The sequence below is a fragment of the Streptomyces sp. PU-14G genome, assembly GCF_041028275.1.
In the GTDB taxonomy this organism is placed as follows: Bacteria; Actinomycetota; Actinomycetes; order Streptomycetales; family Streptomycetaceae; genus Streptomyces.
This window is the reverse complement of record NZ_JASKYT010000026.1, coordinates 14,398-39,094: the sequence shown is the minus strand read 5'-3', so window position 1 is coordinate 39,094 and position 24,697 is coordinate 14,398. Positions and strand designations below refer to the sequence as shown.

19 protein-coding genes and 2 pseudogenes are annotated in these 24,697 nt (G+C 72.1%); 10 read left to right on the top strand and 11 right to left on the bottom strand.

The window, feature by feature from the left end; all coding sequences use genetic code 11:
* On the top strand, window positions 1-229 hold a 229-nt coding region (locus tag AB8Z75_RS05445), incomplete at its 5' end, for a TraR/DksA C4-type zinc finger protein (protein ID WP_369200210.1).
* A complete protein-coding gene (locus AB8Z75_RS05440; protein WP_369200209.1) occupies window positions 226-1,047 on the top strand; it encodes a rod shape-determining protein in 822 nt (273 codons plus the stop codon). The genes AB8Z75_RS05445 and AB8Z75_RS05440, both read left to right, overlap by 4 nt.
* A gap of 107 nt (window positions 1,048-1,154) precedes the next feature.
* Here the strand turns inward: AB8Z75_RS05440 and AB8Z75_RS05435 are convergent, their stop codons facing one another.
* From AB8Z75_RS05435 to AB8Z75_RS05420, 4 genes are all read right to left on the bottom strand, one after another.
* Complete coding sequence (locus tag AB8Z75_RS05435; RefSeq protein WP_369200208.1) at window positions 1,155-1,514, bottom strand: hypothetical protein; 360 nt, start codon at window positions 1,512-1,514, stop codon at window positions 1,155-1,157.
* A 5-nt stretch (window positions 1,515-1,519) separates the two neighbouring features.
* Window positions 1,520-3,262, bottom strand: a complete 1,743-nt coding sequence (gene ctaD / locus AB8Z75_RS05430) for a cytochrome c oxidase subunit I (protein WP_369200207.1) — start codon at window positions 3,260-3,262, stop codon at window positions 1,520-1,522.
* 228 nt (window positions 3,263-3,490) lie between these two features.
* Window positions 3,491-4,846 carry an aspartate aminotransferase family protein gene (locus AB8Z75_RS05425; RefSeq protein WP_369200206.1) on the bottom strand — a complete coding sequence of 452 codons (1,356 nt, stop codon included), beginning with the start codon at window positions 4,844-4,846 and terminating at the stop codon, window positions 3,491-3,493.
* 227 nt (window positions 4,847-5,073) lie between these two features.
* Window positions 5,074-6,576 (bottom strand): CoA-acylating methylmalonate-semialdehyde dehydrogenase, encoded by a 1,503-nt coding sequence (locus tag AB8Z75_RS05420; protein WP_369200205.1) that lies wholly within the window; start codon window positions 6,574-6,576, stop codon window positions 5,074-5,076.
* A 126-nt stretch (window positions 6,577-6,702) separates the two neighbouring features.
* Between AB8Z75_RS05420 and AB8Z75_RS05415 the strand changes: the two genes are divergently transcribed.
* The gene (locus tag AB8Z75_RS05415; protein ID WP_369200204.1) at window positions 6,703-8,451 is read left to right on the top strand and encodes a PucR family transcriptional regulator; all 1,749 of its coding nucleotides are present in this window, start codon (window positions 6,703-6,705) and stop codon (window positions 8,449-8,451) included.
* A 96-nt stretch (window positions 8,452-8,547) separates the two neighbouring features.
* On the opposite strand, the gene AB8Z75_RS05410 is transcribed toward AB8Z75_RS05415, so the two are convergent.
* A complete protein-coding gene (locus AB8Z75_RS05410; RefSeq protein WP_369200203.1) occupies window positions 8,548-9,306 on the bottom strand; it encodes a trypsin-like serine protease in 759 nt (252 codons plus the stop codon).
* 218 nt (window positions 9,307-9,524) lie between these two features.
* Between AB8Z75_RS05410 and AB8Z75_RS05405 the strand changes: the two genes are divergently transcribed.
* Complete coding sequence (locus tag AB8Z75_RS05405) at window positions 9,525-10,034, top strand: DinB family protein (protein WP_369200202.1); 510 nt, start codon at window positions 9,525-9,527, stop codon at window positions 10,032-10,034.
* A 21-nt stretch (window positions 10,035-10,055) separates the two neighbouring features.
* On the opposite strand, the gene AB8Z75_RS05400 is transcribed toward AB8Z75_RS05405, so the two are convergent.
* Entirely contained in the window at window positions 10,056-10,226 is a 171-nt protein-coding gene (locus AB8Z75_RS05400) for a hypothetical protein (RefSeq protein ID WP_369200201.1), read from the bottom strand.
* A gap of 207 nt (window positions 10,227-10,433) precedes the next feature.
* The gene (locus tag AB8Z75_RS05395) at window positions 10,434-10,748 is read right to left on the bottom strand and encodes an alpha/beta hydrolase (RefSeq protein WP_369200200.1); all 315 of its coding nucleotides are present in this window, start codon (window positions 10,746-10,748) and stop codon (window positions 10,434-10,436) included.
* 6 nt (window positions 10,749-10,754) lie between these two features.
* On the opposite strand from AB8Z75_RS05395, the pseudogene AB8Z75_RS05390 reads away from it, so the two are divergent.
* Both AB8Z75_RS05390 and AB8Z75_RS05385 read left to right on the top strand, forming a co-directional pair.
* Window positions 10,755-11,172 (top strand): annotated as a pseudogene (locus AB8Z75_RS05390) (ABC transporter permease); the annotation flags it as partial.
* Window positions 11,173-11,186: 14 nt separating this feature from the next.
* Window positions 11,187-12,770, top strand: a complete 1,584-nt coding sequence (locus tag AB8Z75_RS05385; RefSeq protein WP_369200199.1) for an ABC transporter ATP-binding protein — start codon at window positions 11,187-11,189, stop codon at window positions 12,768-12,770.
* A gap of 408 nt (window positions 12,771-13,178) precedes the next feature.
* Here AB8Z75_RS05385 and AB8Z75_RS05380 read toward each other — a convergent pair.
* The 3 genes and pseudogenes from AB8Z75_RS05380 to AB8Z75_RS05370 form a co-directional block, all read right to left on the bottom strand.
* Window positions 13,179-14,012 (bottom strand): annotated as a pseudogene (locus tag AB8Z75_RS05380) (SigB/SigF/SigG family RNA polymerase sigma factor); the annotation flags it as partial.
* Window positions 14,013-14,222: 210 nt separating this feature from the next.
* Complete coding sequence (locus AB8Z75_RS05375; protein WP_369200212.1) at window positions 14,223-15,275, bottom strand: Ppx/GppA family phosphatase; 1,053 nt, start codon at window positions 15,273-15,275, stop codon at window positions 14,223-14,225.
* Between the two features lie 298 nt (window positions 15,276-15,573).
* Window positions 15,574-18,477, bottom strand: coding sequence for a penicillin acylase family protein (locus AB8Z75_RS05370; protein WP_369200198.1), 2,904 nt, complete (start codon window positions 18,475-18,477; stop codon window positions 15,574-15,576).
* A 331-nt stretch (window positions 18,478-18,808) separates the two neighbouring features.
* Between AB8Z75_RS05370 and AB8Z75_RS05365 the strand changes: the two genes are divergently transcribed.
* The 4 genes from AB8Z75_RS05365 (at window position 18,809) to AB8Z75_RS05350 (ending at window position 23,315) form a co-directional block, all read left to right on the top strand.
* Window positions 18,809-19,420 (top strand): TetR/AcrR family transcriptional regulator, encoded by a 612-nt coding sequence (locus AB8Z75_RS05365; RefSeq protein WP_369200197.1) that lies wholly within the window; start codon window positions 18,809-18,811, stop codon window positions 19,418-19,420.
* 79 nt (window positions 19,421-19,499) lie between these two features.
* The gene (locus AB8Z75_RS05360; protein WP_369200196.1) at window positions 19,500-20,534 is read left to right on the top strand and encodes a methyltransferase; all 1,035 of its coding nucleotides are present in this window, start codon (window positions 19,500-19,502) and stop codon (window positions 20,532-20,534) included.
* Window positions 20,535-20,936: 402 nt separating this feature from the next.
* A complete protein-coding gene (locus tag AB8Z75_RS05355) occupies window positions 20,937-21,902 on the top strand; it encodes a glycosyltransferase family 2 protein (RefSeq protein ID WP_369200195.1) in 966 nt (321 codons plus the stop codon).
* A 3-nt stretch (window positions 21,903-21,905) separates the two neighbouring features.
* Window positions 21,906-23,315, top strand: a complete 1,410-nt coding sequence (locus AB8Z75_RS05350; RefSeq protein ID WP_369200194.1) for a polysialyltransferase family glycosyltransferase — start codon at window positions 21,906-21,908, stop codon at window positions 23,313-23,315.
* A 48-nt stretch (window positions 23,316-23,363) separates the two neighbouring features.
* On the opposite strand, the gene AB8Z75_RS05345 is transcribed toward AB8Z75_RS05350, so the two are convergent.
* Entirely contained in the window at window positions 23,364-24,590 is a 1,227-nt protein-coding gene (locus tag AB8Z75_RS05345) for an acyltransferase (RefSeq protein WP_369200193.1), read from the bottom strand.
* Window positions 24,591-24,697: the final 107 nt, after the last annotated feature.

Genomic DNA, 24,697 nt, shown 5'->3' with positions numbered 1-24,697 from the left:
CTCCACATCGACGAGGACCATCCGGGCGCAGGCCGAGGTCCGCCGCCAGCTCGCCGCCTGCGCCCGGATGGTCCTCGTCGATGTGGAGGCGGCTCTGCGGCGGATGGAACAGGGGTGCTACGGCACCTGCCACCTGTGCCGGCGTGCCATCGCGCTGGAACGCCTGATGATTGTGCCGCAGGCCCGTTACTGCGCCCGCTGCCAGCAGGTGAGGAGGCAGGACCGGTGACCGCCTCCCACCGGGTGCCGCCCACCGGGCCCGGCACGGCCTGGCCCCTGTGCCTGCGGTGCTCGGGCGTCGCCCTCGATCTGGGCAGCGCCCGCACCCGCGCGCTGGTGGCGGGGCGCGGACGGGTTCTCGACGTGCCCACGGTGTCCTTCCCCGGTGCCTCGGCCGTCCGGCCCATCCAGCGGGGCACCATCGTGGACACCGCGGGGACGGCCCGCCTGCTCGACCGCTTGCTCAGCCGCCGGCTGCCCCGCTTCGGCCGGCCCCTGGTCGTGCTGACCGCTCCGGTGCTGGACGGAGTGGCCTACCGCACCGACGCGCGCACCGCCGTCGAGGTGCTGCGTCCGCGCACCGTGCTGACCATTCCCACCGCACGGGCCGTCGCTCTGGCCGCCGGAGCCGACCTGGCGCGCCCGCTGCTCGTCGTGGACCTCGGTGCCCATCTCACCGAGGCGGTACTGCTGGCCCAGGGGGCGGTGTTCGACGCCCGCCGCACCGCGCTGGGCACCGGTGACCTCGACGGGACGACCACCGCGACCCAGTTGATCGACGCGGTGGTCGCCATGGTGGGGGCGATGCGCGAGCAGGACAGCACCTCCCACACCTCGGACGCCCTCGACCGCGGTGTGCTCCTGGCCGGGGGCGGCGCGCTGTCCCCCGGCATCACCCCGCGCCTGGCCGACGGCCTGGGCGCCCGTGTCACGGCGGTCCCCGCGCCGCACACCGCGGCCGTCCGCGGCGCCGCCACCCTGCTGCGCTCCGCCCGCGACCACCCCTCCCTCAGGGGCACCGCACCGCCTGCCGCGCCGGCGGACTGACGTCGGGCCACCGGGTCGCCGGGCTACCGGATCGCTGGGCTACCGGATCGCCGGCCGGCCGGGCCGCCGGTGGCCACGGGGGCGCGGCACGGCGGCGCCCGCCCGGCTCACGGGAGCCGGGCGAGGAAGAAGGCACCGCTGACCAGGGCGACGCTCAGCAGCAGCACAAGCGTCGCCTGGGCCAGGACGCGGCGCCGGAGCTGTAGGTAGCGGGCGGTGTACTCCTCGCGCAGCTGGACGCAGCGCTCGGTGAGGCCGTGCAGCACGCGACGGGTGAGGGCCATGCGGTCCGCGGTGTAGAGGCGGACGACCTCGTCCCGTTGCCCCGTGGTGAGCCAGGGCATGCGGGCGGCGAAGGCCTCCGCCTGGGCTTCGGCCTCGCCGCGCTCGGCCTGGAGCAGCAGGTATCCCTCGATCCGGCTGATGTCCGCCGCGGTCTGCTCCGTGGCGGGGGCGGTGGCCCGCACCGGTCTCAGCCCCTGTCCTGGTCGCGGCCGAGCGGGGGTGCGACACCCGCGCCGGGCTCGACGGCGTCGCGGCGGCCGGCCCACTCGGCCTGGTCCAGTTGGGAGACCTCGGGGTGGTGGAAGTCGAAGGCGGGCGACTCGGAGCGCACGCGCGGCAGTGCCAGGAAGTTGTGGCGCGGGGGCGGGCAGGAGGTGGCCCATTCGAGGGAGCGGCCGTAGCCCCACGGGTCGTCCTGGGTCACGACGGAGGCGGTCCTGGCGGTCTTCCACACGTTGAACAGGAACGGCAGCGTCGAGGCGCCGAGCAGGAAGGCGCCGATGGTGGAGAGGGTGTTGAGCGCGGTGAACCCGTCGGCGTCAAGGTAGTCGGCGTACCGGCGCGGCATGCCTTCCGCGCCGAGCCAGTGCTGGACCAGGAAGGTCAGGTGGAAACCGACGAACAGCAGCCAGAAGTGGACCTTCCCCCAGTACTCGTCGAGCAACTTGCCCGTGAACTTCGGCCACCAGAAGTAGAAGCCGGCGAACATGGCGAAGACGACCGTGCCGAAGACGACGTAGTGGAAGTGCGCGACCACGAAGTACGAGTCGGAGACGTGGAAGTCCATCGGCGGGGAGGCCAGCAGGACGCCCGTCAGCCCGCCGAACAGGAAGGTCACCAGGAAGCCCGTGGTCCACAGCATGGGCGTCTCGAAGGACAGCGAGCCCTTCCACATGGTGCCGATCCAGTTGAAGAACTTCACACCGGTCGGCACCGCGATCAGGAACGAGAGGAAGGAGAAGAACGGGAGCAGCACGCCGCCGGTGACGAACATGTGGTGGGCCCACACCGTCACGGACAGCCCGGCGATGGCGATCGTGGCTCCGATCAGGCCGACGTAACCGAACATCGGCTTGCGGGCGAAGACGGGGATGATCTCGGAGACGATGCCGAAGAACGGCAGCGCGATGATGTACACCTCGGGGTGGCCGAAGAACCAGAAGAGGTGCTGCCACAGCAGCGGTCCGCCGTTCTCGGCGCTGTAGATGTTCGCGCCGAACTTGCGGTCGGCCTCCAACGCGAACAGCGCGGCGGCCAGCACCGGGAAGGCCATGAGCACCAGGACGCTGGTGAGCAGGACGTTCCAGGTGAAGATCGACATGCGGAACATGGTCAGTCCCGGAGCGCGCATGCAGATGATCGTCGTCGCGAAGTTGACGGCGCCCAGGATCGTTCCGAAGCCGGAGAGCGCCAGGCCCATCACCCACAGATCGGCGCCCATGCCGGGGGAGCGGATGGCGTCCGAGAGCGGGGTGTAGGCGAACCAGCCGAAGTCGGCGGCGCCCTGCGGGGTGAGGAAGCCCGCGATGGCGATGAGCCCGCCGAACAGGTACAGCCAGTAGGAGAGCATGTTCAGCCGGGGGAAGGCCACGTCGGGGGAGCCGATCTGCAACGGCATGATGGCGTTGGCGAATCCGGCGAACAGCGGTGTGGCGAAGAAGAGCATCATCACGGTGCCGTGCATCGTGAAGGCCTGGTTGTACTGCTCGTTGGAGAGCACCTGCGTGCCGGGGCGTGCCAGCTCGGCCCGCATGAACAGCGCCATCAGCCCGCCCAGCAGGAAGAAGACGAACGCGCTGATCATGTAGAGCGAGCCGATCTTCTTGTGGTCCGTCGTGGTGAGCCACGCGACCACGACGTTGCCGGGCTTTCGCCGCTCCCGAGGCTCCTGAGGCGTGTGTGCCTGAGTCGCCTCCGTGTGTACTGCCACCTGCCGCCCTCTTCCCGTGTCCTGATGCCCGTCGGGGGCCTTTCGCCGGACGCGGCCGAAGCGTGGGGGGACCAAGCGCGGCGCGTCGCCCTCGCACGCGGGGCGCGCCCAGCAGTGCTCGCGGGCAACTACAGCGTGTCCGGACCTCCTGCGCGCGCATTCAGCCATTCGTGGGCGCGCAGGAGGCCGGGGGCGGCGCGCGCAGGAGGCCGGGGGCGGCCGGGTGGATCAGCCGTCCACCGTGTGCCGGTCGGCCACGGTGAGCGCCTTGTCCAGGGCGGCCAGGCCCTCGCGCGCCTCGTCGGCGCTGATCGTGCACGGCGGTACCACGTGCAGGCGGTGGAAGTTGGTCATCGGGATCATCCCGCCCGCCTTGCAGGCGGCGACGAGCTCCGTCATGGCAGCGCTGGTGCCGCCGTACGGGGCCAGCGGCTCCTTCGTCGTCCGGTCGGTGACCAGGTCCAGGGCCCAGAAGACACCCATGCCCCGTACCTCGCCGACGCAGGGGTGGCGTTCCGCCAGCTCGCGCAGCCCCGGGCCCAGCACGGTCTCGCCGATCAGGTCCGCGTTCTCCACCACGCCCTCGTCCTTCATGACGTTGATCGTGGCGACGGCCGCCGCGGTGGCCAGCGGGTGGCCCGAGTACGTCAGTCCGCCGGGGAAGGGCCGCTCGGCGAAGGTGTCGGCGATCCGGTCGCCGAGGGCGACGCCACCCAGCGGCACATAGCCCGAGTTGACGCCCTTCGCGAAGGTCAGCAGGTCGGGGACGACGCCGTCCCGCTCGATGGCGAACCACCGTCCCGTGCGCCCGAAACCGGCCATGACCTCGTCCGCGACGAAGACGATGCCGTACCGGTCGGCCAGCGCCCGTACGCCTGCCAGGTAGCCGGGCGGCGGCGGCATGACGCCCGCCGTGCCCGGCACGGACTCCAGCACGATCGCGGCGAAGGAGTCGGGCCCCTCGAAGGCGATGACCTCCTCCAGGTGTTGCAGCGCCCGCGCGGTCTCCTCCTCGGGGCTGCCGGAGTGGAAGGGGGAGCGGTAGGGGAAGGGACCGAAGAAGTGGACGGTGCCCGCGGTCCCGTAGTCGTTGGGCCAGCGGCGCGGGTCGCCGGTGAGGTTGACGGCCGTGCTGGTGCCGCCGTGGTACGAGCGGTAGGCGGAGAGCACCTTGTAGCGCCCGGTGTGCAGGCGGGCCATGCGCACGGCGTGCTCGATGGCGTCGGCGCCGCCGTTGGTGAAGAACACCTTGTCGAGCGTGCCGGGGGTCAGCTCGGCGATCAGCCGGGCGGCTTCCGAGCGCTGGTCGTTGACGTGCTGCGGTGCGATGGTGCACAGCCGGTCGGCCTGCGCCTTGATGGCCTCGACGACCCGGGGGTGCTGGTGTCCGATGTTGGTGTTGACCAGTTGGCTGGAGAAGTCCAGATACCTGGTGCCCTCGCCGTCCCAGACGTAGCTGCCGCGCGCCGCGGAGACCACCATGGGGTCGATCCGGGCCTGGGCGGACCAGGAGTGGAAGACGTGGGCGCGGTCGAGCTCGTACGCGCGTGCCGCGGCGGCGGTGTCGATGAGGGGCTCGGTCATGCGTGCTCTCTTTTCTGGGAGGTCGCGCCCCGGAAGGAGCGCGGGAACGGCGCGAGCGACCACGGCACAACCGCAGCCCGCGGCGCAACGGCGGGGGACAGGCCCTGCCCAGCACGGTGGCCAGGGGGCGCGCCGGAATGCGCCGGGCACCCCCTGGCTGTCGGACGTCGCCCTGTTCGTCAGTCGCCGTGGTCGTCAGACGCCCTGTTCGTCAGACGCCGTGGTCGTCAGACGTTCTGCGGGAAGCCGAGGTCGATGCCGCCGTGGCTCGGGTCGAGCCAGCGCGAGGTGACGACCTTGCCGCGGGTGTAGAAGTGCACGCCCTCGGCACCGTGCGCGTGGGTGTCCCCGAACAGGGAGCTCTTCCAGCCGCCGAAGGAGTAGTAGGCCATGGGCACCGGCACCGGCACGTTGATGCCCACCATGCCGACCTCGACCTCGTTCTGGAACCTGCGGGCCGCGCCGCCGTCGTTGGTGAAGATGGCGGTGCCGTTGCCGTACGGGTTGGCGTTGATCAGCTCCAGCGCCTCGTCGTACGTCTCGACCCGCAGCACCGACAGCACCGGACCGAAGATCTCGTCCGTGTAGACGGACATGTCCGGCGTCACGTGGTCGATGAGGGTCGGCCCGAGCCAGAAGCCCTCGGTGCCGCCGTCGGCCTTCACCTCGCGGCCGTCCACGACCAGGGTGGCGCCCTGCTCGGCACCGGCCTGCACGTAGGAGGCGACCTTGTCGCGGTGGGCGCCCGTGACGAGCGGGCCCATGTCGCAGCCCCGCCGCCCGTCGCCGGTACGCAGCGCCGTGGCGCGCGCGGCGATCTTCGCCACCAGTTCGTCGGCGATGTTCCCGACGGCGACGAGCGCGCTGACGGCCATGCAGCGTTCACCGGCCGAGCCGAAACCGGCGTTGACGGCCGCGTCGGCGGCCACGTCCAGGTCCGCGTCGGGCAGCACGACCATGTGGTTCTTCGCACCGCCCAGCGCCTGGGCGCGCTTGCCCGCCGCCGTGCCGCGCTCGTAGACGTACCGCGCGATCGGCGTGGAGCCGACGAAGGAGACCGCCTTGACGTCCGGGTGGTCGCACAGCGCGTCCACGGCCGTCTTGTCGCCGTGGACGACGTTGAAGACGCCGTCGGGAAGCCCCGCCTCGGCCCACAGCGCCGCGAGCCAGTTGGCGGCCGACGGGTCCTTCTCGGAGGGCTTGAGGATGACCGTGTTGCCCGTCGCGACGGCCACGGGGAAGAACCACATCGGGACCATGGCGGGGAAGTTGAACGGGCTGATGATGGCGACAGGGCCCAGCGGCTGCCGGATGGAGGCCACATCCACCTTCGTGGAGGCGTTCTCCGTCATCCCGCCCTTCATCAGGTGCGCGATACCGCAGGCGAACTCCACGACCTCCAGACCGCGGGTGACCTCGCCCAGCGCGTCGTCGAGCACCTTGCCGTGCTCGGCGGTGATGATCTGGGCCAGCTCCTCCTTGCGGGCGTTGAGCAGCTCGCGGAAAGCGAACAGCACCTGGGTGCGCTTCGCCAGCGAGGTGTCGCGCCAGGCCGGGAACGCCGCACGGGCCGCGGCGACCGCCGCCGCGACGTCGTCCCCGGTGGCCAGCGCCACGTTCTTGGTGGCCTCACCGGTCGCCGGGTCGAAGACCTCGCTCGTGCGGGAGGCGGCGGGCAGGAACTCCTCGCCGCCGACCCAGTGCGGAACCGTCGTCACCGTCGTGCTCATCCAGGACCTCCCAAGCCCGTACGGCCGGGACTCTCCGCGGGCCGCACTGGCCACTATGGGCGCCGAGAGGGCTGCCGACCTCCTGCACAGTGCAAGAAAGTGCGGGGCTTCTTTTACACTGTGGCAATGCCTCTCTCCGTCCGTGACGTCCTCGCACTGGAGCCGCTGCGCGCGGGGTCTCCGCAGGTCATCGCCGGTGCCGAGCACCTCGCCCGACCGGTGCGGTGGGTGCATGTGAGCCAGCTCACCGACCTGACGGGGCTGCTGCGCGGCGGAGAGCTCGTGCTCACCACCGCGGAGGGACCCGCCGGGTCCCGGGATGAGCCGGGGCTGGCCGCCTACCTCGCCCGGCTGGACGCGGCCGGGGCGGCGGGAGTGGTGATCGAGGCCGTGGGCCCGGCGGGCGGCCACCGGGCCGGGGCGAGCGAGCGGCCGGAAAGCGGCGAGGGTTCCTCGCCGGGCGGCGGGGGCGGCGCGGACAGGGACGGCGAGGACCGGGCGGCGACCCTCGCGCGGGCCGCCGCGGGGCTGCGGTTCCCCGTGATCCTCCTGCGGGAGGAGGTGCGCTTCGTGGACGTGACCGAGGCCGTGCACAGCCAGATCGTCAACGAGCACTACGAGGAGCTCAAGTTCGCCCAGCGGACGCACGAGGCGTTCACCACGCTCAGCCTCGAACACGCCGCGCTGGAGACCGTGGTGGGACGCGCCGCGGCACTGTCGGGCACGGCGGTCGTCTTCGAGGACGTCGCCCACCGCGTGCTCGCCTCCACCCCGGGCCCCGGCCGCTCCACCGTCGATCTGCTGACCGGCTGGGAGAGGAGATCCCGGCTGGCGCCGGAGCTGGACCGCACAGGCACCAGCGGCGCCGAGGACTGGCTGCACACACCCGTCGTGGTCCACCAGCGGGTGTGGGGCCGGCTCGTGATGCCGGACGCCCGGGGAACGGACGGCGGCCGGGCGCCCCGAGTGCGGATGGTGCTCGAACGGGCGGCTCAGGCGCTCTCGCTGCGGCTGATGGCCGAGCAGGACCAGGCCGACGTCGAGCGAAGGGCCCAGGGCGGACTCCTCAACGACCTCGCGGAGGGCCGCGTCCCGGCGGAGCCGGAGGCCCTCGCCCGCGCCGAAGCGGTCGGACTGCGCCCGGGCGCCCGCTACCTTCCGCTGGCGCTGCGCTTCGCCCACCCGCCGACCGCCGACCCGCTCGACGTCCAGCGCCGCGACCGGCGCCATCTGGAGGCCGTCATCCGCGCCGCCAAGGCCGCCGGTATCTCCGCCCTGGTCACCGCGGTCCACACCGGCGAGATCCGCATGCTGTTCTCCTGCGCGGGGCCGACGCAGGAGGACCGGCTGCTGGAGCGCTTCGCCGGCCTGCTGGACCAGCAACTCCCGGGCTCGGGGCAGCGCGGGAGCGGACCGTACCGGCGCATCGGCGTCGGACACGGCGCTCCCTCGCTCCTGGCCGCCGCCCGAAGGCTGCCGGAGGCGGCGCACATCGCGGAGGTCGCCGCCGGGATGGACGGCGCGGAGCGGCCCTTCCACCGCAGCGCCGACCTGCGGCTGCGCGGGCTGCTGTCCCTGCTGCGGGACAACCGCCATCTCCAGGCGTTCGCCGAGACGGAGCTGTACCGGATACTGGAGGACGAGGCGCGCAACGGGCCGGGACTGCTCGACCTGTTGCGCGACTACCTGGCGGTGAACGGCAACAAGAACGCGCTGGCGCGGCGCACCCGGCTCAGCAGGCCGACGCTGTACACCCGGATCGCCGCCATCGAACGCCTGCTCGGCGTGGACCTGGAGGACCCCGAGTCCCGCGCCTGCCTCTACGTGGCCCTCCTCGCCCGCGACCTGGTGGCTCCGCAGCCCCGAACGCCGTGAGAGGCACAAGGCCCGGCGAGGCCTTCGTACGGTCGTAAGGGAGCTGCGCGAGCGCGGGCCGCGGGCGAGGGGACGTGCGCGCCGGCGGGTTCGGGGTCAGACGCCGGCGACGGACCGTATCCAGGAGCGGTACTGGGTCACGTTGGTGTACGCCGTGGTGGTCTGCCGGTCACTGGTGGAGGCGACGCCGACCTGGGCGCCGCCCGCCATCATGGGGCCGCCCGAGTCGCCGCCCGCGGTGATGCCGTCACCGCGGCGGGCGCAGATCGCCGAGCCGTTGTAGGCGTCCCGGCAGCCCCCGGTCACCACCACGTTCGCCACCTTGAGGTAGCGGGACTGGCAGTTGATCTCCTGACCGCACCGCGAGGTCGCGCCCCAGCCGTAGACCTGCACCGTCTGGCCGACCGAGACGGTGCCCGGGTCGCCGAGCGTCGCGTAGGTCGTCGAGACGGACCGGTCGAGGCGGACCAGCGCCAGGTCGGCCGACGGGTGGGTGCTCACCTGCGTGCCGTTCGCCGTGGTGCCGCCACTCGTCTGGTCGAGGCTGCCGACGCGGAAGGACAGCGCGCCGCCGCTGACGCAGTGCTTGGCGGTGAGGATCCAGGTGGGAGCGATGATCGTCGAGCTGCACGTCTGCCTGCCGCCCGAGAACAACCGCGCCGCCCACGGTCCGCTCTGCGCGTAGCCGCCGCCGATGATCGGCTGCGGCCCGTCCTTGAGGCCGTGGGCCTTTGCCGCGGCGGCGGCCCGCGCCCCCTCGTCGGGGGAGCGGTCCTCGGCCGCCGCCGCGGTGCTGAAGGTGAGAGCCGCGAGTAAGGCGGCTATGAGTGTGGGGAGTAGCCTGGTGATCCGCAAGGTTCCTCGTTTCCGAAGACGCGCGCGTGTCCGGCGCGTGGAGGCCAGGGGAATACGGGCCCAGGATTCCGGAAACCGAGGAGACGCGGGTAATACCGTTTCCTCATAACGCCGCGTTATGGGCCGGGGCTTGGGCGCCGCGACCGAAGCGGTGCCTCCGGCCTCCGCCGGCAGGGGGCGGAGGCCTCGACACAGGCGCGGGACGAGGAGTACGGCCAGTGACCAGCGAGACGCGTACAGGACCGCCCCGTTTCGGAAGCGAACGCGCCATGCTGCGGGCCTTCCTCGACTACCACCGCGCGACCCTCGCCATGAAGTGCGAGGGGCTGACCGACGAGGAGCTGCGGCAGCGGTCGATGCCGCCGTCCACGCTGTCGCTGCTCGGTCTGGTGCGGCACATGGCCGAGGTGGAACGTGCTTGGTTCCGCCGGGTGTTCGAGGACAACGACGCGCCCCTGGTCTGGTCCGACGAGACCGACTTCCAGGCGGCGTACGACGCGAGCGCGTCGACCAGGGGCGAGGCGTTCGCGGCCTGGGACGCCGAGGTGGCGCGCTCGCGCCGTATCGAGCGGGAGGCGGAGTCCCTGGACCAGGCCGGGTATCAGCCGAGATGGAGCGCGGAGGTGTCGCTGCGGATGGTGATGGTGCACGTGCTCTTGGAGTACGGCCGCCACAACGGCCACGCCGACCTCCTGCGGGAGGGCGTCGACGGGACCGTCGGCGCCTGAGCCGCGCGGACGCCGGCGAGGTCAGTCGTCCGGCTCGCCGTACGCCTGCTCCTGGGCCTCACGGTCGGGGCGCAACGCGTCCCCCGCCTCGCCGGTGTGCTCGTCGTCCTCCTCGACGTGGGTCAGCGCCTCCCGTACTTCCTCCTCCGTCTCCTGCGCCGCGGTGCGCGGGGCCTTGCCGTGCTCGTTCACGTGCCTGCTCCTTTCCGCCGTCCGTTCCCGCCGTACGCTTCCTCGTACGTCCTCGTACGTCCTCGTACGTTCCGCCGCACGTTGTCGTCGTACGACGGACGCCGGGTGCCCTGGCGCGGGAGCGTGCATGCATGTGCCCGGAGCGCGGCGCGGGCCCGGCGCCAGGCGCCGCCTGTCACCGAGCCGAACGGTGCACCGCGCGGCCCCTCACGGCACCCGTGGCAGGCCGGGCCCCGTGCAGCGCAGGCCCGCCGGAGGCAGTGCGCCGTCGACAAGGTACGCCGCCACGGCGTTGTCCACGCAGGCGTTGCCCCGGCTGGAGAAGACCCCGTGCGAGTAGTCGTCGGTGAGGGTGATCAGGCGTGACCCCGGCAGGTGCCGGCGCATCGCGCGGGCTCCCTCGATCGGGGTGACGGGGTCGTGCGCGGAGGCGACGAGCAGGACGGGTGGCGCTTCCCGGCTGCCGAGCGGGGTCCGGCGGGCGGTCCTGTGGTGCCAGTAGGCGCAGGTGGAGGCCTCCATGCCGGTCAGGCCGCCGCCCGCCCCGCTGTCGAGGCGCTGCGCATGCAGGGGGAGACGTGGCGGGCGACGGCCGTCGGCTACGTGGGCCGCGCGACGCTGCGCACCCTGGCAGCCGACGCCGGCATCCGGCTCACCGGCGTGCTGTACCTGGTCGCCACGGCCGCGTTCCTCGGTGTCGGCGTCGAGCCCGACGCCGCCGACTGGGCGGTCATGGTCGACCGCAACCGCACAGGGCTGTTCGTCCAGCCCTGGGCCGTGGGTCGTCCCCGCACTGCTGATCGTCGCCCTGACGACGGGCAGCAACCTGCTCTTCGACGCCGCACTGGACGAGCCCGGCCGCGGCCGGGGGAGGACCGAACGGCCGGGAGAGACCGAACGACCGGGAGAGACCGAACGACCGGGAAAGAGGGAACGACGGCCGTGACGGACGACATGCCCATGAGCACGCCCGAAGGAACCGAGGCACCGGCGCCCGTCGCCCAGGTCAGCGATCTGCGCGTCGAGATCGACGGCCGAGCGGTTGTCGACGGCGTGCACCTGCGGGCGCTGCCCGGAAGGGTGACCGCGCTCGTCGGCGCCTCCGGCAGCGGCAAGACCACCACAGGACTCGCTCTGCTGGGCACGTACCCGCCCGGTGCCCGGGTCAGCGGCGACGTGCGCCTGGCGGCGGGCGGCCTGGCCGGGTATGTGCCGCAGCATCCGGCGGCCGTCCTCAACCCGGCCCGCCGCGTCTCGGCGCTCCTGAACGATCTCGCCCGCGCCCAGGTGCGCGACCTGCCGCGCAGCCGGCGCCGTGCGGCGGCACGCGAGCGCGTCGTCGAGGCGCTGACCGACGCCCAGTTCCCGGACGCCGAAGCCCTGCTGCGCCGCTACCCGCACCAGCTCTCCGGCGGCCAGCAGCAACGCGTCGTCCTCGCGCAGGCGTTGCTGCTCGGCGCGCGCGTCATCGTCGCCGACGAACCCACCACGGGCCAGGACGCGCTCACCAAGCACCGCATCGTCGCGCAGCTGGCGGACGTGGCGGCCCGCGGCATCGCCGTCGTCCTCCTCAGCCACGACCTCGACGTCGTCCGGGCGCTCGCCGACGACGTGCTCGTGATGCGCGCCGGGCGGGTGGTGGAGTCCGGCCCCGCCCGGGCGCTGTGGCGCGCGCCCCGCCACGCGTGGACCCGCAGTCTGCTGGATGACCGGCAGCCCGCCGAGGCGCCCCGCCCGCCTGAGCCTGGCCGTCCCGTTCTGCGGGCCCGCGGGCTCACCGCGCGGCACCGCGACCGAACCCGGGCCGGCACCGTGGTGCTCCGCGTCCCGGAACTGATCCTCCACCGCGGCACGTCGCTGGCCGTCGTCGGACGCTCCGGTAGCGGCAAGACCACCCTCGCCCGCTGCCTGGCCGGCCTCCACCGCGACCACGAGGGCGAGATCGTTCTCGACGAAGCCGCGCTCCCGCGCAGCGTGCGGCACCGTACCCGCGCCCAACTGTCCTCGGTGCAGTACGTCTTCCAGGACGCGCGTGCCGCCTTCGACGAGTACCGGCCTGTTCTCGCGCAGGTCGCGCGCACGGCGGTGCGTCTGCGCGGCGCCCACCAGGCGGAAGCCACCGAAGAGGCACGCACCACGCTGCGGCGGCTCGGCCTGCCGCCCGAGACGGCCTCTCGCCTGCCCTGTGAGCTGTCCGGCGGCGAGCTCCAGCGGGCGGCCCTCGCGCGTGCCCTGCTCGCCCGGCCCCGGGTGCTGATCTGCGACGAGATCACCTCCGGGCTCGACACGGCCGCCAGGCGCGCTCTCCTCGATCTGCTGACAGGTCTCCTGGGCGATCGGGGCGACCTCTCCCTCGTCCTGATCACCCACGATCTGGACACCGCCCGACTCGCCCACCGCATCGCCGTCATGGAGGCGGGAGAGATCGTCGAGCAGGGCCCGGCGGCGCGTGTGCTGGCCGAGCCACAGCACCCCTTCACCGTCTCCCTCGTGGGCACGACGCGGCACCTGGCCGCTGCGGGGACCGTCCGAGAGGTCACCTGATCTCGGCGGCTGTGCTCATTCCCGCCCGGATTCCTCCTCCGGGCGGGAGGGCTGCCCGCGCCGGCGCCCGCCCGAAGTCCCCGCGCGGGGGCGGTTGGCCGCCCAGCGCCGCAGGTCACCGAGGCTGTAGAGCAGCGTGTTGCCGCGCTTGCCCGCCGCGGCGGGGAAGGCGGGATCGTTGGCGCGTGCCCAGCGCAGTGCCGCCAGCGTGATGTCGGGCAGATGCTCCAGGGTCTGGCGCAGCCCCATCAGGTCGCCGTCGTCGGCGGTGTCCTCGGGCGCCGCCTCGGAGGAGGGGGCCCGCTTGCCGGCCGGGGCGGCGGGAAAGGGCGCTGCCGGAGCTGACGGTGCGGCGGCTGCCGTGCCGGCCTGGGCCGGCTGCCGGGTGGCTGGCTCCGTGTCGGGCGTCATGCCGTCGCGGAGGCGGGCGAGGAGCCGGTTGAGGAGTCGGGAGACGTGCATCTGGGTGATGCCGAGGCGCTCTCCGATTTGTGCCTGGGTGAGCTCGTCGACGAAGCGGTAGTGGAGGAGTTTGCGGTCGCGTTCGTCGAGGGCGGAGATGAGGGGGGCGAGGGCGTGGAAGTCCTCGACGAGTTCGAGCGCGGGGTCGGCGGAGCCGATGCGGTGGGTGAGGGCGGCGTGGTCGTCACCGGTCAGGGTGGTGTCGAGGGAGGCGGTGGTGTAGCCGTTGGAGGCTTTCTGCGCCTCGATGACCTCGCTTTCGGGCAGGGACATGAGCGCGGCGAGTTCGGGGACGGTGGGTTCGCGGTCGAGGCGGGAGCGGAGTTCCTCGCCGGCGCGTACGAGTTGGGCGCGGGCCTCCTGGAGGCGGCGGGGGACGTGGACGGCCCAGGTGGTGTCGCGGAAGAACCGCTTGATCTCTCCGACGATGTAGGGGACGGCGAAGGTGGTGAAGGCCAGCTCGCGGGTGATCTGGAAGCGGTCGATGGCTTTGATCAGTCCGATGGTGCCGACCTGGACGATGTCGTCCATCTCCTCGCCGCGGGAGCGGAACCGGGAGGCGGCGTAGCGCACCAGGGAGAGGTTCATCTCGATCAGGGTGTTGCGCACGTAGCTGTACTCGCGGGTGCCCTCCTCCAGCGAGTCCAGGCGGGCGAGGAACTCCTGTGTCAGCGTGCGCGCGTCGCGGGGGGAGACGTGGGCCGGGTCCCCGAGCGGGGACGACGGCCCGGCTTCCCCGGCCTCGATGCTCCCGCTGTCCGTTAGCCCGGTCACCATCATGGCTTCGCCTCCGTACGCGTTGCTGGCTGGCCTTGGTCACGACTGTGTCACGACGCCTTCCCACCGTGCGCCGTTGCATGTCACCCATCGGGCGTCGTCTTTCCGGGACGCTGCGATCCGGCCACCACCGCGGCGCGTTCCAGACGGCGCGAAGACCCCGGGTGCCTCAGCCGCCGTCCGCGGACGGGCGGGTCGTCAGGCGCCGCCGGCTCACCGGTGTGCCCTCTCGTACTCGCGCGCGTCGTCGCCCGCGTGCTCTCCCCTGACCGCGGTGGCCCGGGCAGGCGAGTCGTCCGATCGGCCCTCGTGCGGCACCCCGTCCGGCTTGCCCGCGACGGTGGGCCCACCGCCCTCGAGATGCTCCAGCAGTACGCCTTCGCGCAGCGCCCACGGGCAGATGAGCAGCTGCTCAAGGCCGAGGAGACCCATCGCGGCGTGGGCGGTCACGGCGCCCGCCAGTATCTGGCCGGCGCGGGCCGGTGAGACCCCCGGAAGCCGTGCGCGTTCGGCAGCGGGCAGCTCGGCCAGTGTCCCGATCTGCCGCCCGAGCCGGCCGCGCTCCAGCAAGCGCGGCACGAAGGGGCCCTTGCGCCCCGGCGCCGCCCCGCACAGCCGGGCCAGTTGCTGGAAGGTGCGGGAGGTGGCCACGGCCGTGTGCGGCTCCTCCCAGCGGATCCGGGCGGCCACGTCGCGCAGTTGGTGCCTGACCTGGCGGCGCAGCGCCTTGACCGCGTCGCGGGCGGGCGGGTCCGCCGCGCCGAAGTGCTCGCGCGTCAGGTGCCGGGCTCCCAGTGGCAGGGACACGGCGAAGTCCGGGAGCCCGGTCCGTCCGAAGGCCACCTCGAGGGAGCCGCCGCCGATGTCGATCAGGACGAGGGAACCGGCGCGCCAGCCCATCCAGCGGCGGGCTGCCAGGAAGGTCAGTTCCGCCTCCCGGTCACCGGACATCACCTTCAGGTCGACGCCCGCCTCGTCGCGCACGGTCCGCAGCACCTGTTCGCGGTTGGGGGCGTGGCGCACGATGGCCGTGGCGAACGCCATCAGCCGGCACACTCCCCACCTGCGGGCCTCCTCCCGCGCCGCGGCGGCGGCCTCGACCAGCCGGACGACCGCGTCACCTGGCAGATGGCCGTCCTCGGTCACGTCGTCGGCCAGCCTCAGCGGGTACTTGACGGTGTGGAGGGGGAGGGGCGCGGCGCCGTCCGCGTCCGCGATCTCCAGCCGGACGGTGTTCGACCCCACGTCCAGCACACCCAGCCGCACGCCTGCCATCGCCTCGAGCCTCCTTGTCGGCACACCGCGCGCAGCTCGCGCGGACGACCGCGCGGGCAGTGGCCTGCCTTCCGGTACTCCTCCTCGCTCCGCCGGCCTCCCGGCCGCGTCCGCCGACGTCACCGCAGGGTACTCGCTGCGCTCCGGTACCCGCCCGCGGGGCTGCCATGCAACCGAGGGGTCCCGTCGGCCGGGCACCGAGGCGCGCTGGACCGGAGCGCGCGTGAGGGGCACCGGCCTGGCCGGTGCCCCTCGCCGTCGCGCTGTCCTCCGGTCCCGCCGCGTCAGCTCACCGGTGTGCGGGGAACTGCACCACCTGCTGGTAGGTCGGGCGGTTCTGCCAGTTGGTCAGATCGTCGGTGATGCCGCCCAGCGGACGCTGCTGGATGGAGTCGGCGCACCACTGGTCGCCCGCCTCGCACACGTCGTCGCCCGGGTACGTCTTCTCCGCCGGGGTCTGCGCGGCCTTGGCGAGCGTGCTCAGCAGGGTCGCGCGGCACTGTGCGACGTCACCGGCGCCGCAGAACTTCTGCGGTGCCGCGCCCGGTACCTTCTCGCCGAGGACGTTGCGCAGGTCCTTGTGCACGTAGGACCACCAACCGTGCTGGAAGGCCGAGCCCTTGTGGGCCACGCCGTCGCCGGGGGTGGAGGGCGTCTCGTCGATCTGCAGCGCGTTCGTCAGCGCGTCGTAGAGCTCCCCGCCCAGGGCGGGGCGGAACGCGTCCTCGACCAGCAGCGGCCACCAGGCGTCCATCAGCCGGACGGCGTCGGCGTGGGCGTAGGTCTTGCTGCCGGGACTGGTCTCCTTGCGCTCCGCACCGTCCTCAAGCCAGCCGCGGAGACCGTCGACGGCCTCCTTCTGCCCGGGGTCCGTGACCTTCTCGGTGTCGATGACCTTCAGCAGCTCGGGCAGTACCGCCTCACCGCGCAGGTCGGTGACCGCCGCGTCCTCCATGGCGCGGGTCAGCGAGGCGCGCGAGACCTTCTTGCCGTCGCTGATCAGGTCCTTGATCCGGTTGTCGAGGAGATCGCTGCGGTAGACGGGCCCGTCGCCGAACCCTGCCACGGTGTAGCCCTTGGCGATCTTGTTGTTCCAGGACTCGTAGTAGTCCTGGTCGATGTCGTTGGGGTGCGCGTCGAAGGGCGTGTTCGGGACGGTGTTGGTCTCCGGGTCCCAGCCCCGCCACTCGGTCTTCTTACTCGCCCTGAGGGGCAGGTTCGGATCCACCCCCGGACTGCGCGTCGGGTTGAGGCCGGAGTTGTAGTAGGCCGTGTGCTCGGCGTCGGCGTAGAACCAGTTGAAGGTGTAGCCGATCTTCGAGGCGGCCTTCTGGAAGCTCTTCGGCCCCGTCACCGCCTCGGGGTCGTTGAACATCTGGAAGCCGATCAGCGTGTCGACCTCGTGCCGGTAGGTGGAGCGCAGCGTCGTGTACGCGACCGGCTTGCCGTCGACGGTGGCACGGTAGCGGACCACTCCGTACTTCGTCCGGTGCGCGACCAGCTTGTACGAGCCCTTCTTGGTGCCGTCGGCGATGGTCGGGCTCCAGGCGTTCTCGCGGACCAGCTTCTCCATCGGTGTGCAGGTGCCGTGGAACATGTACGCGGTGGAGTCCTTCGTCGCCGGGCTCCCGTCGGTGTTGCACAGGTCGACGGCGTAGGTGTCGGTCATGTTCTGGTTGGCCGAGGTGGCGCTCCAGGCGTAGTCCTGGCCGCGCCCGAGCTGGACATACAGGTTGAGCCCGGCGAAGGCGGCGCCGCGGGCGCTGAGTCCTGGGCCCTGGATCTCCTGGAGCATCAGCAGCTGCGGCGCGAAGTAGCCGGTCTGCGGGCCGAAGACGGCCACGGGGTTGCCGGTGTCGGTGTGCTTGCCGGAGACCACGAGGGCGTTGGACATGCCGTGCTTGCGCGAGAAGAGATCCTTGGGGAGCACGCCGTCGGACATCGCGCCTTTGGCCTTGGACAGCTTCGGCTTGTGGCGGAGGTTGGCCTTCGCGGTGTCCGAGCGGTCCCGCGCCTCGTCGGCCGCGGCACCGCTGCCCTCGCCATCGGTTCCCCCGCCGGCCTTCCGCTTCGCCTTCTCACCGTCCGCGGCCGAGCCCGTGGGGTCGTAGACGACCTGCTGCTTGCTCACCGAGCCCGGGTCGGGCATGGCCACCCCGTGCGGGTTCTCGGGGCTGGCCGCATAGTCGAACCGCTGACCGTCGTGGAGGGTGAGGTCTGCCTCCGGGTCGTTCTGCATCCGGAAGGCCTCGTATACCTTCTCGCCCTTCTCCTTGCCGTACTTGTGCTGGGCGGCCTGCTTGACGAGGGCGGCGGCGACCTGCTCACCACCGCCGGAGCCGAACAGGGCGCTGATGACGGTGCCGATGGCGACCAGGTCCGTGGGCTCGAACGGCTCGATCCCCTCGCCGGTGAGGATGTTGGCGTTGCCGGTCAGGTCGTACTCGCCGGGGAAGTACAGCCCCTTCTTCGCGTCGTCGATGTAGCGGTTGAGCCCCTTCAGGTAGGCGGTGACGTCCTGGTAGGCCTGCCGGCCCCGCGGCCCCGAGTCGCGCACCCGGTCGACCTGCGCCTTCAGCTCGCTCTCCGTGTAGGCGCCGCCCAGGTAGAACTGCTGTTCCAGCTGACGGTTGCCCTCGGCGCCGCCCGCGAAGGAGGTCAACTGGCCGCGGCCGATGTGCCGGAAGACGTCCATCATCCACAGCCGGTCCTGGCCGGCCGCGTATCCGGCCCCGTACTCCGTGCCGGCGCGGGTCGTCCCCTTGATGTGCGGGATGCCGGACGTGTCCCGGGTGATGGTGACGTCCTTGCGTCCGCCGGGGTTCTTCCGGCTCTCCACCTGGTCGTCGGGGACGCCGAAGGAGGCGTCGTTGAAGAAGGTGCTGAGCTTGCCGTTGGTCAGGCCCGCATAGTTGTCCACCAGGTCGGCGTACTTGCCCAGCTGGTCGTCGGTGTGCTTCGGCTTGGCCCCGGTGATCTTGTTGAGGATGATCTGCGCTGCGGTGGCCGAGCCGTTCTGCCCTGGCGGCAGGATGTCGTGGCACTGCCCCTGGCAGTAGTCCGTCACCGGAGAGGACGTCGCGGCGGGACGCTCCGGCGCGGCGCGCGCGGCGGGAGCGGCGACCGCGAGCGAGGGCGCCGCGGTCACCACCAGACAGGCTGCCGTGACCAGGCCGGTCCATCGTTGTCGCATCTGGCGCTCCTCCAGACGATCGCTGCTCGACGGGGCTCGCCGCGAGGTCGGCCTGCCGCGTCCTGTGACCGGCACAGAATGCGGTCGCCGGATTATCAGGTCAACCGTCCCGGACGCTTGACCTGGCGGGGCGGCCTGACGGACCCTCAAGCTGCTCTCTGTCCGTGTCCACCGCGCACAATTCGGTTCCCAGTCGCCCAAATCCCGGCAGTCGGCACTGCCTTGAAGACCGCCGTACGATCCCGTCCCCGGGTCTCCCGCACGGCCTCCACGCAACTTTCACCGCCGCCGACCGCGGTGAGCCGGCCCGGACCCGAGGAGGAAGCCACCCATGGAACGGCTGCCGTCGACACAACGGCGCAGACAGCTGGTCGAAGCGGCCATCCGCGTGATGACCCGCGACGGTGTCGCGCGGGCGACGACCCGCTCCATCTGCGCCGAGGCCGGCGTCTCGCTCAGCGTCTTCCACTACTGCTTCGCCTCCAAGCAGGCGTTGATCGAGGACGTCATGGAGACGATCACCGCGCACTCGGTGACGCCCGTCGCCGCACGCATCCAGCCCACCGCCGACATAGCCGAGAGCGTCAGGGCCGCGCTCGGCACCTACTGGGGGCATGTGCTCGCCCACCCGGACGAGCACATGCTGACCTACGAACTCACCCAGTACGCCCTGCGCCAGCCCGGCTTCGAGTACCTGGCCAGGCGCCAGTACGAGCAGTACGCCGCCGCCAACCGGGACCTCATCGAGCACCTGTGCGCAGACCTCGACCTGCGCCTCCTCGTTCCGCCCGAGACGCTGGTGCGCTACCTGGCCTCGATGATCGACGGCCTCACCCTCAACTACCTCGTCCTCGGTGACGGCGAGGGCGCCGCCGCCGTCCTCGACGCCCTCGCCGCCCACGTCGTCTCTCTCCTGGCGCACCGGGACACCCCGGCGCGGTGAACCGCGTGTCACGAACGCCGCCGACCGGCCGCGGTCGGCGACGGTGGTGGGACACACCCTCGAAGACAGGAGCGAACCGGTGACCTCGATCTCGGACGACCAGCCGGCCGGCGCCCCAGGACCCGCACCCGCCGGGCCGTTGCGCGACCTGATGTACGGGCACATCCACGCCTCGGCCCTGCGCGCCGTCGTGGAGCACGGAATCGCCGACCTCCTGGCCGACGGACCCCGCACGGCGGAGGACCTGGCCGGCCGCTCCGGCACGCGGGCCGATCCGTTGCGCCGGGTACTGCGGCTCCTGGTCGCGCGCGGCCTCTTCCACGAGGAGAACGGCGCCTTCACTCTCACCGACAGCGGCGCGGCCCTGCGCACGGACGTTCCCGGCTCACAGCACGCCCCCGTCCTGATGTTCACGGACGAGATGTTCCGCCGGGCCGCGGCCGGCATCCCCGGCGCCGTGCGCACCGGAGAGCCCGGCTTCGACGCCGCCTACGGCTGTTCCTTCTTCGACCACCTGGCCGCCACGCCCGACAAGAGCCGGCTCTTCGACGCCGCGATGACCTCGCGCCCCGGCACGGTCAACGCGCACATCACCGACGGCTATCCGTTCCCCGACAGCGGCAGGGTCGTCGACGTCGGCGGCGGGAGGGGCGGTCTCCTGCGCGACCTCCTCCTCCGCTTCCCCGGCCTGACCGGCGTCCTCCACGACCGGCCCGAGACCGTCGCCGACCACCTTCTGGGCGAGCCGGAACTGGAAGGGCGCTGGAGCACCGAGGGCGGCGACTTCTTCACCGCCGTGCCCGCGGGCGGTGACCTCTACCTGCTCAAGAACATCCTCCACGACTGGGCCGACGAGGACTGCCGGCGCATCCTCGGCGCCGTACGGGCGGCCGTGACCCCAGGCACAGGACTGCTGGTGATCGATGCCGTCCTGCCCGGTGACGGCACCCCGCACCCCGCTCTCGACCTGGACATCGTCATGCTCATGGTCCTCAGGGGCCGGGAGCGCACCGCCAGGGATTTCCGGAGACTGCTCGAGGGCTCCGGGTTCCGGCTCACACGCATCCTGCCGACCCCGTCCCTGTCCTCGCTCATCGAAGCGGAGGCGGTCTGAGCCGGCGGCTCCTTCGCGGCCGCAAGGGGGCACCGGCGCCGTCGGGGCGCCGCGGCGCAACCGCGGGACGCCCCTCCGGGTGGCGGCAGGCGCCGCGCACCGCCCGGCGCCTGTGAGATGGATCTCGAAGAATTCACCGCCCGCGTGGACAACTGGCCGCCCTTGCGCCTTATGCCCGGTCGGTTCGGGCATCGGGTTTTTCAGAGCTTCACGAAAGCCGGATCAAAAAGCCACTCGCAGTGCTTACGCTGCTGCCGTGCATTCACCCGATGTCCTGGACCGGGCCGCCGGGTTCAGAGTGCACCGGCTCTTTCTCACACCCCCTGTGTTCACCGTGAATTCATCATTCGTTCGCCGTTCCGCTCCTTTACTCCTTCCTTCCGCCTTGCCCCTGGATTGCGCATGCCAAAGCTCACCGTCATCGTGCCGTGCTACAACGTGCAGGAATTCGCGGACGACACTCTGCGGAGCCTCGCCAACAACGCGGGCACCGACACGGAGTTCCTCCTCGTCGACGACTGCTCCACGGACGCCACCCCGGAGATCCTCGACAGGTGGAAGCACCGTCTGCCCCACGCCACCGTCCTGCGGCACGAGGAGAACAAGGGCATCGCGCAGAGCCGCAACAGCGGAATCGACGCCGCTCGCGGCGACTATGTCACCTTCCTCGACGGAGACGACTGGTACGGGCCAGGGCACCTCGACGCGCTCGTGCGCGCCATCGAGGAGTTGGGCTGCGACTTCGTCCGCACGGACCACGTGCAGGCCACCGGCACCACCCGGGTGGTGCGCCGAGCCCCGGCGCCGGAGCGCGACGCGGTGCTGAACCCCCGGGACGTGATCGCCCCGCCGCAGGCGGAGACGATGGTGGACTACCCGTTCGTGTGGGCGGGCGTCTACCGGCGCGAACTGTTCGACGACGGCGCGCTGCGCTTCGCCACCGACCTGCGCACCGCGGAGGACAGGCTGTGGACGTGGCGCCTGCACCTGAAGGCCCGCTCGTTCGCGGCGAGCGGACTGCTCGGCGTCTTCTACCGGCGCGGGGTGACCACCTCCCTCACCCAGATCCGCGACGCCCGGCAACTCGACTTCATCCCCGCCCACGACGCCCTGCTCGCCGACCTCGCCGCCGACCCCGAGGGCGAGCGCTTCCTGCCCAAGGCGGTGCGGACATACCTGGCGCTGCTGGCCTTTCACCTGGCCGCCGTCCGGCGCTATCACGCCCCGGTCGCCAGACGTCTGAAGAAGATGGTGCCCACCGCGATGCAGGGCATGCCCCAGGACGTGCTGGACGAGACCCTGGCCGGCATGGACCACGCGCGCGCCGACATGCTGCGACGCCACCGTGCCGCGCGAAAGGTGGCCTGAGCCGTGCCCGCGCCTCACCACAGCACCCACCCGGGCCGGTGTTCCCGGCCGTCCGTGCAGATCTTCGAGGTCTCCACGCTCTACGGGGCGGCGACCCTGGCCGCCTCCGTGGACGCGGGGCAGTTCGGGCCGCGGGACGCGGCCCGCAGGATTCTCCTGGTGACCACCAACGCTCAGACCCCCGAGGCGGCGACCGGACTCGCCGCCATGACCGGCTTCGACCGCCTCGCCGAGCGGTTCGACGAGATCATCGACTGGAACGAGGCCATACGCCCCTTCCACCCCAGCACCTGGGCCCCGCTGCGCGACGAGTCGCCCATGTGGGAACGGATGTTCCGGCACGCGTGGCAGCTCGGCGACGCGCCGGTCGAACTGGTCGTGGAGTCCGTCCACGTCAGCCCCGCCAAAGCGCTGGCCACGATCTTCAGCGGCAGCGCCGTGCACGTCTACGCTGACGGGCTGATGAGCTACGGCCCCACCCGGGAGCGGCTGCCCCAGTGGCTGGGCTGCCGGATCCAGCGGTTGCTGCACCTGGACCTGGTGCCGGGGCTGGCCCCGCTGCTGCTGGCCGAGCACGGCGTACGGCCCGAGATCGTGCCCGCAGGCGCCTTCAAGGAGGTCCTCGGCGAACTGGGCGAGGCCGCCGCGGGGCAGCCGGAGCTCGCCGGTGTCGCGGCCGACGGGCCCAGCGCCGTACTGCTCGGGCAGTACCTGGCGGCGCTGGGCATCCTCACCCCCGAAGAGGAGGAGGAACTCCACGTGCGGATGCTGCGCGGGGCGGTCGCGGCGGGACACGAGTGCCTGGTGTTCAAGCCGCATCCCACCGCTCCCGCCCGCTACTCGCACGTGCTGGAGAAGACCGCGGCGCAGGCCGGGGTGCGGCTCCACGTCCTGAACAGCCCGGTGCTGGCCGAGACCGTGTACGAACGGTGCAGACCGGCCCTGGTGGTGGGCTGCTTCTCCACCGCCATGCTGACCGCTGCCACCTGTTACGGCATCGACATCGCCAGGGTGGGCACGACGCCGCTGCTCGACCGGCTGACGCCCTACCAGAACAGCAACCGCGTGCCCGTGACCCTCGTCGACTTCGTCGTCCCCGACCTGGAAGGCGGTGCGGTCGGCGCGGAGACCGCGGCGTGGACGAACCCGCGGACCGACGAACTCGCCGCCCTCCTGCGGACGGTCGGCTACTGCATGCAGGCCAAGCTGCACCCGCTGCTGCGCGAGGACGCCGTGGCCTGGCTCGACGCCCATCTCGGCGAGGACACCGCGCGCTATTTCAAACGCCGCCGCCTCACCGCGCTGGCGCTCCCCGGAGGGGGGACGTCGGTCCGCGCCCGGCTGCTGCGCAGCAGCCCGTCCGCGCGCTGGGCGGCACACCGCATCCGCGCCGCGCAGCGCGCGCTGCGGTGATCCGGGAGGCCGGCAGGCCGGAAACACCCGCCCGGCCTGCCGGCCGGCCTAGCCGAGGTAGCGCCTCAGCTTGAGCCGGCCCCACAGCATGCTCAGCGCGAAGGAGGGGATCAGCGCCACGACGGCGAGCGCCGCCGCTGCTCCGGCCGCCCCAAGCCATCCGCGTCCCGAGGAGACGAACCAGGGAGCGACCGCGTTCAGCACGAGCACGTGGAACATGAACGCGCCCAGCCCCGCGTCCGTCAGTTTGGCCAGCACCGGACGGATCCGCTCGGGGATCCGTACCCCGTTGACGGCGAACAGCACGCACACACTCAGCGCCGCCACCAGCACGCTGGCGTTCGGGATGACGAAGTGGATGCGGTCCTGCGACCACAGCACCGCGGCCAGCGCCGCCACCGCGCCCGCCGCCCACCAGGCCCGGTGCCTGCGTGGGGTGGCCGGCAGGCTGAGCAGCAGGGCGCCGACCACGGCGTAGACCAGCGCGTAGCTCCCGGCCTGCCAGCCGAAGCGCGGCACGTCCCACCCGGTGAGCCGGGCCAGGTCGCTGAACGCGGTGGGCCCGGCCGAGATCACCACGAGGGCCGCGACCACTCCCCATGGCCGCTGCCCGGCCTTGAGCAGCATCACCAGGCCCAGGATCAGGATGAGGGGGACGTGGGCGTAGAAATACCACAGGTGGTAAGCAGGTTGAACGGTGCCGAACACGGCCTCCAGCGCAAGCTTCGACGTCGGTCCTTCGTTGGTGTCCCGCAGCCGGCCCCAGGCGAGATAGACCGCCGACCAGATGCCCACAGGCACGAGCATGCGCAGGGAGCGCCGGCGCAGGGTCCGGCCGCTGCGCGGGGGAGCGCCCACCAGCACGGCCCAGCCGGCGATGGCGAAGTACATCGGGACGGCCCAACTGGTGACCGAGTCGAGGAAGAGGCCCGTCCAGTAGACCGCACGCCCGTTGTCCGCGCTCCTGTCGACCGCCTGCATGCACGCGCCGCCGACGTGTCCGACGATGACCGAGCAGGCGCACACGACGCGCAGCAGGTCGATGTCGTAGCGGTGGCCCTGGGGGCTTCGCCCCGGTTTCCCGGCCGCCCTCTTTTCGGAACCCGGCTCTCCCGAACCCGCCTTCTGGGAACCGGCCTTATCGGAACCGGCCTTATCGGAATCGGCCTTTTCGTGGCCGGTCTTTTCGGAACCGGCCCCTTCGGGACCCGGTCGGGGTTCGGGGACGAGCGTCTTCGATATCGCCGGACTCGGGGAGACGTTCTCAAGTGACATGGACCAGCCCTGTGCGTGCGAGGAATGTGCGCTACCTCGCCCGTCACAGGCGAGCAGACCAGCGCATCCTGCCACCCGCCTTCGCCCGGGAACCTGTACGGAAACGG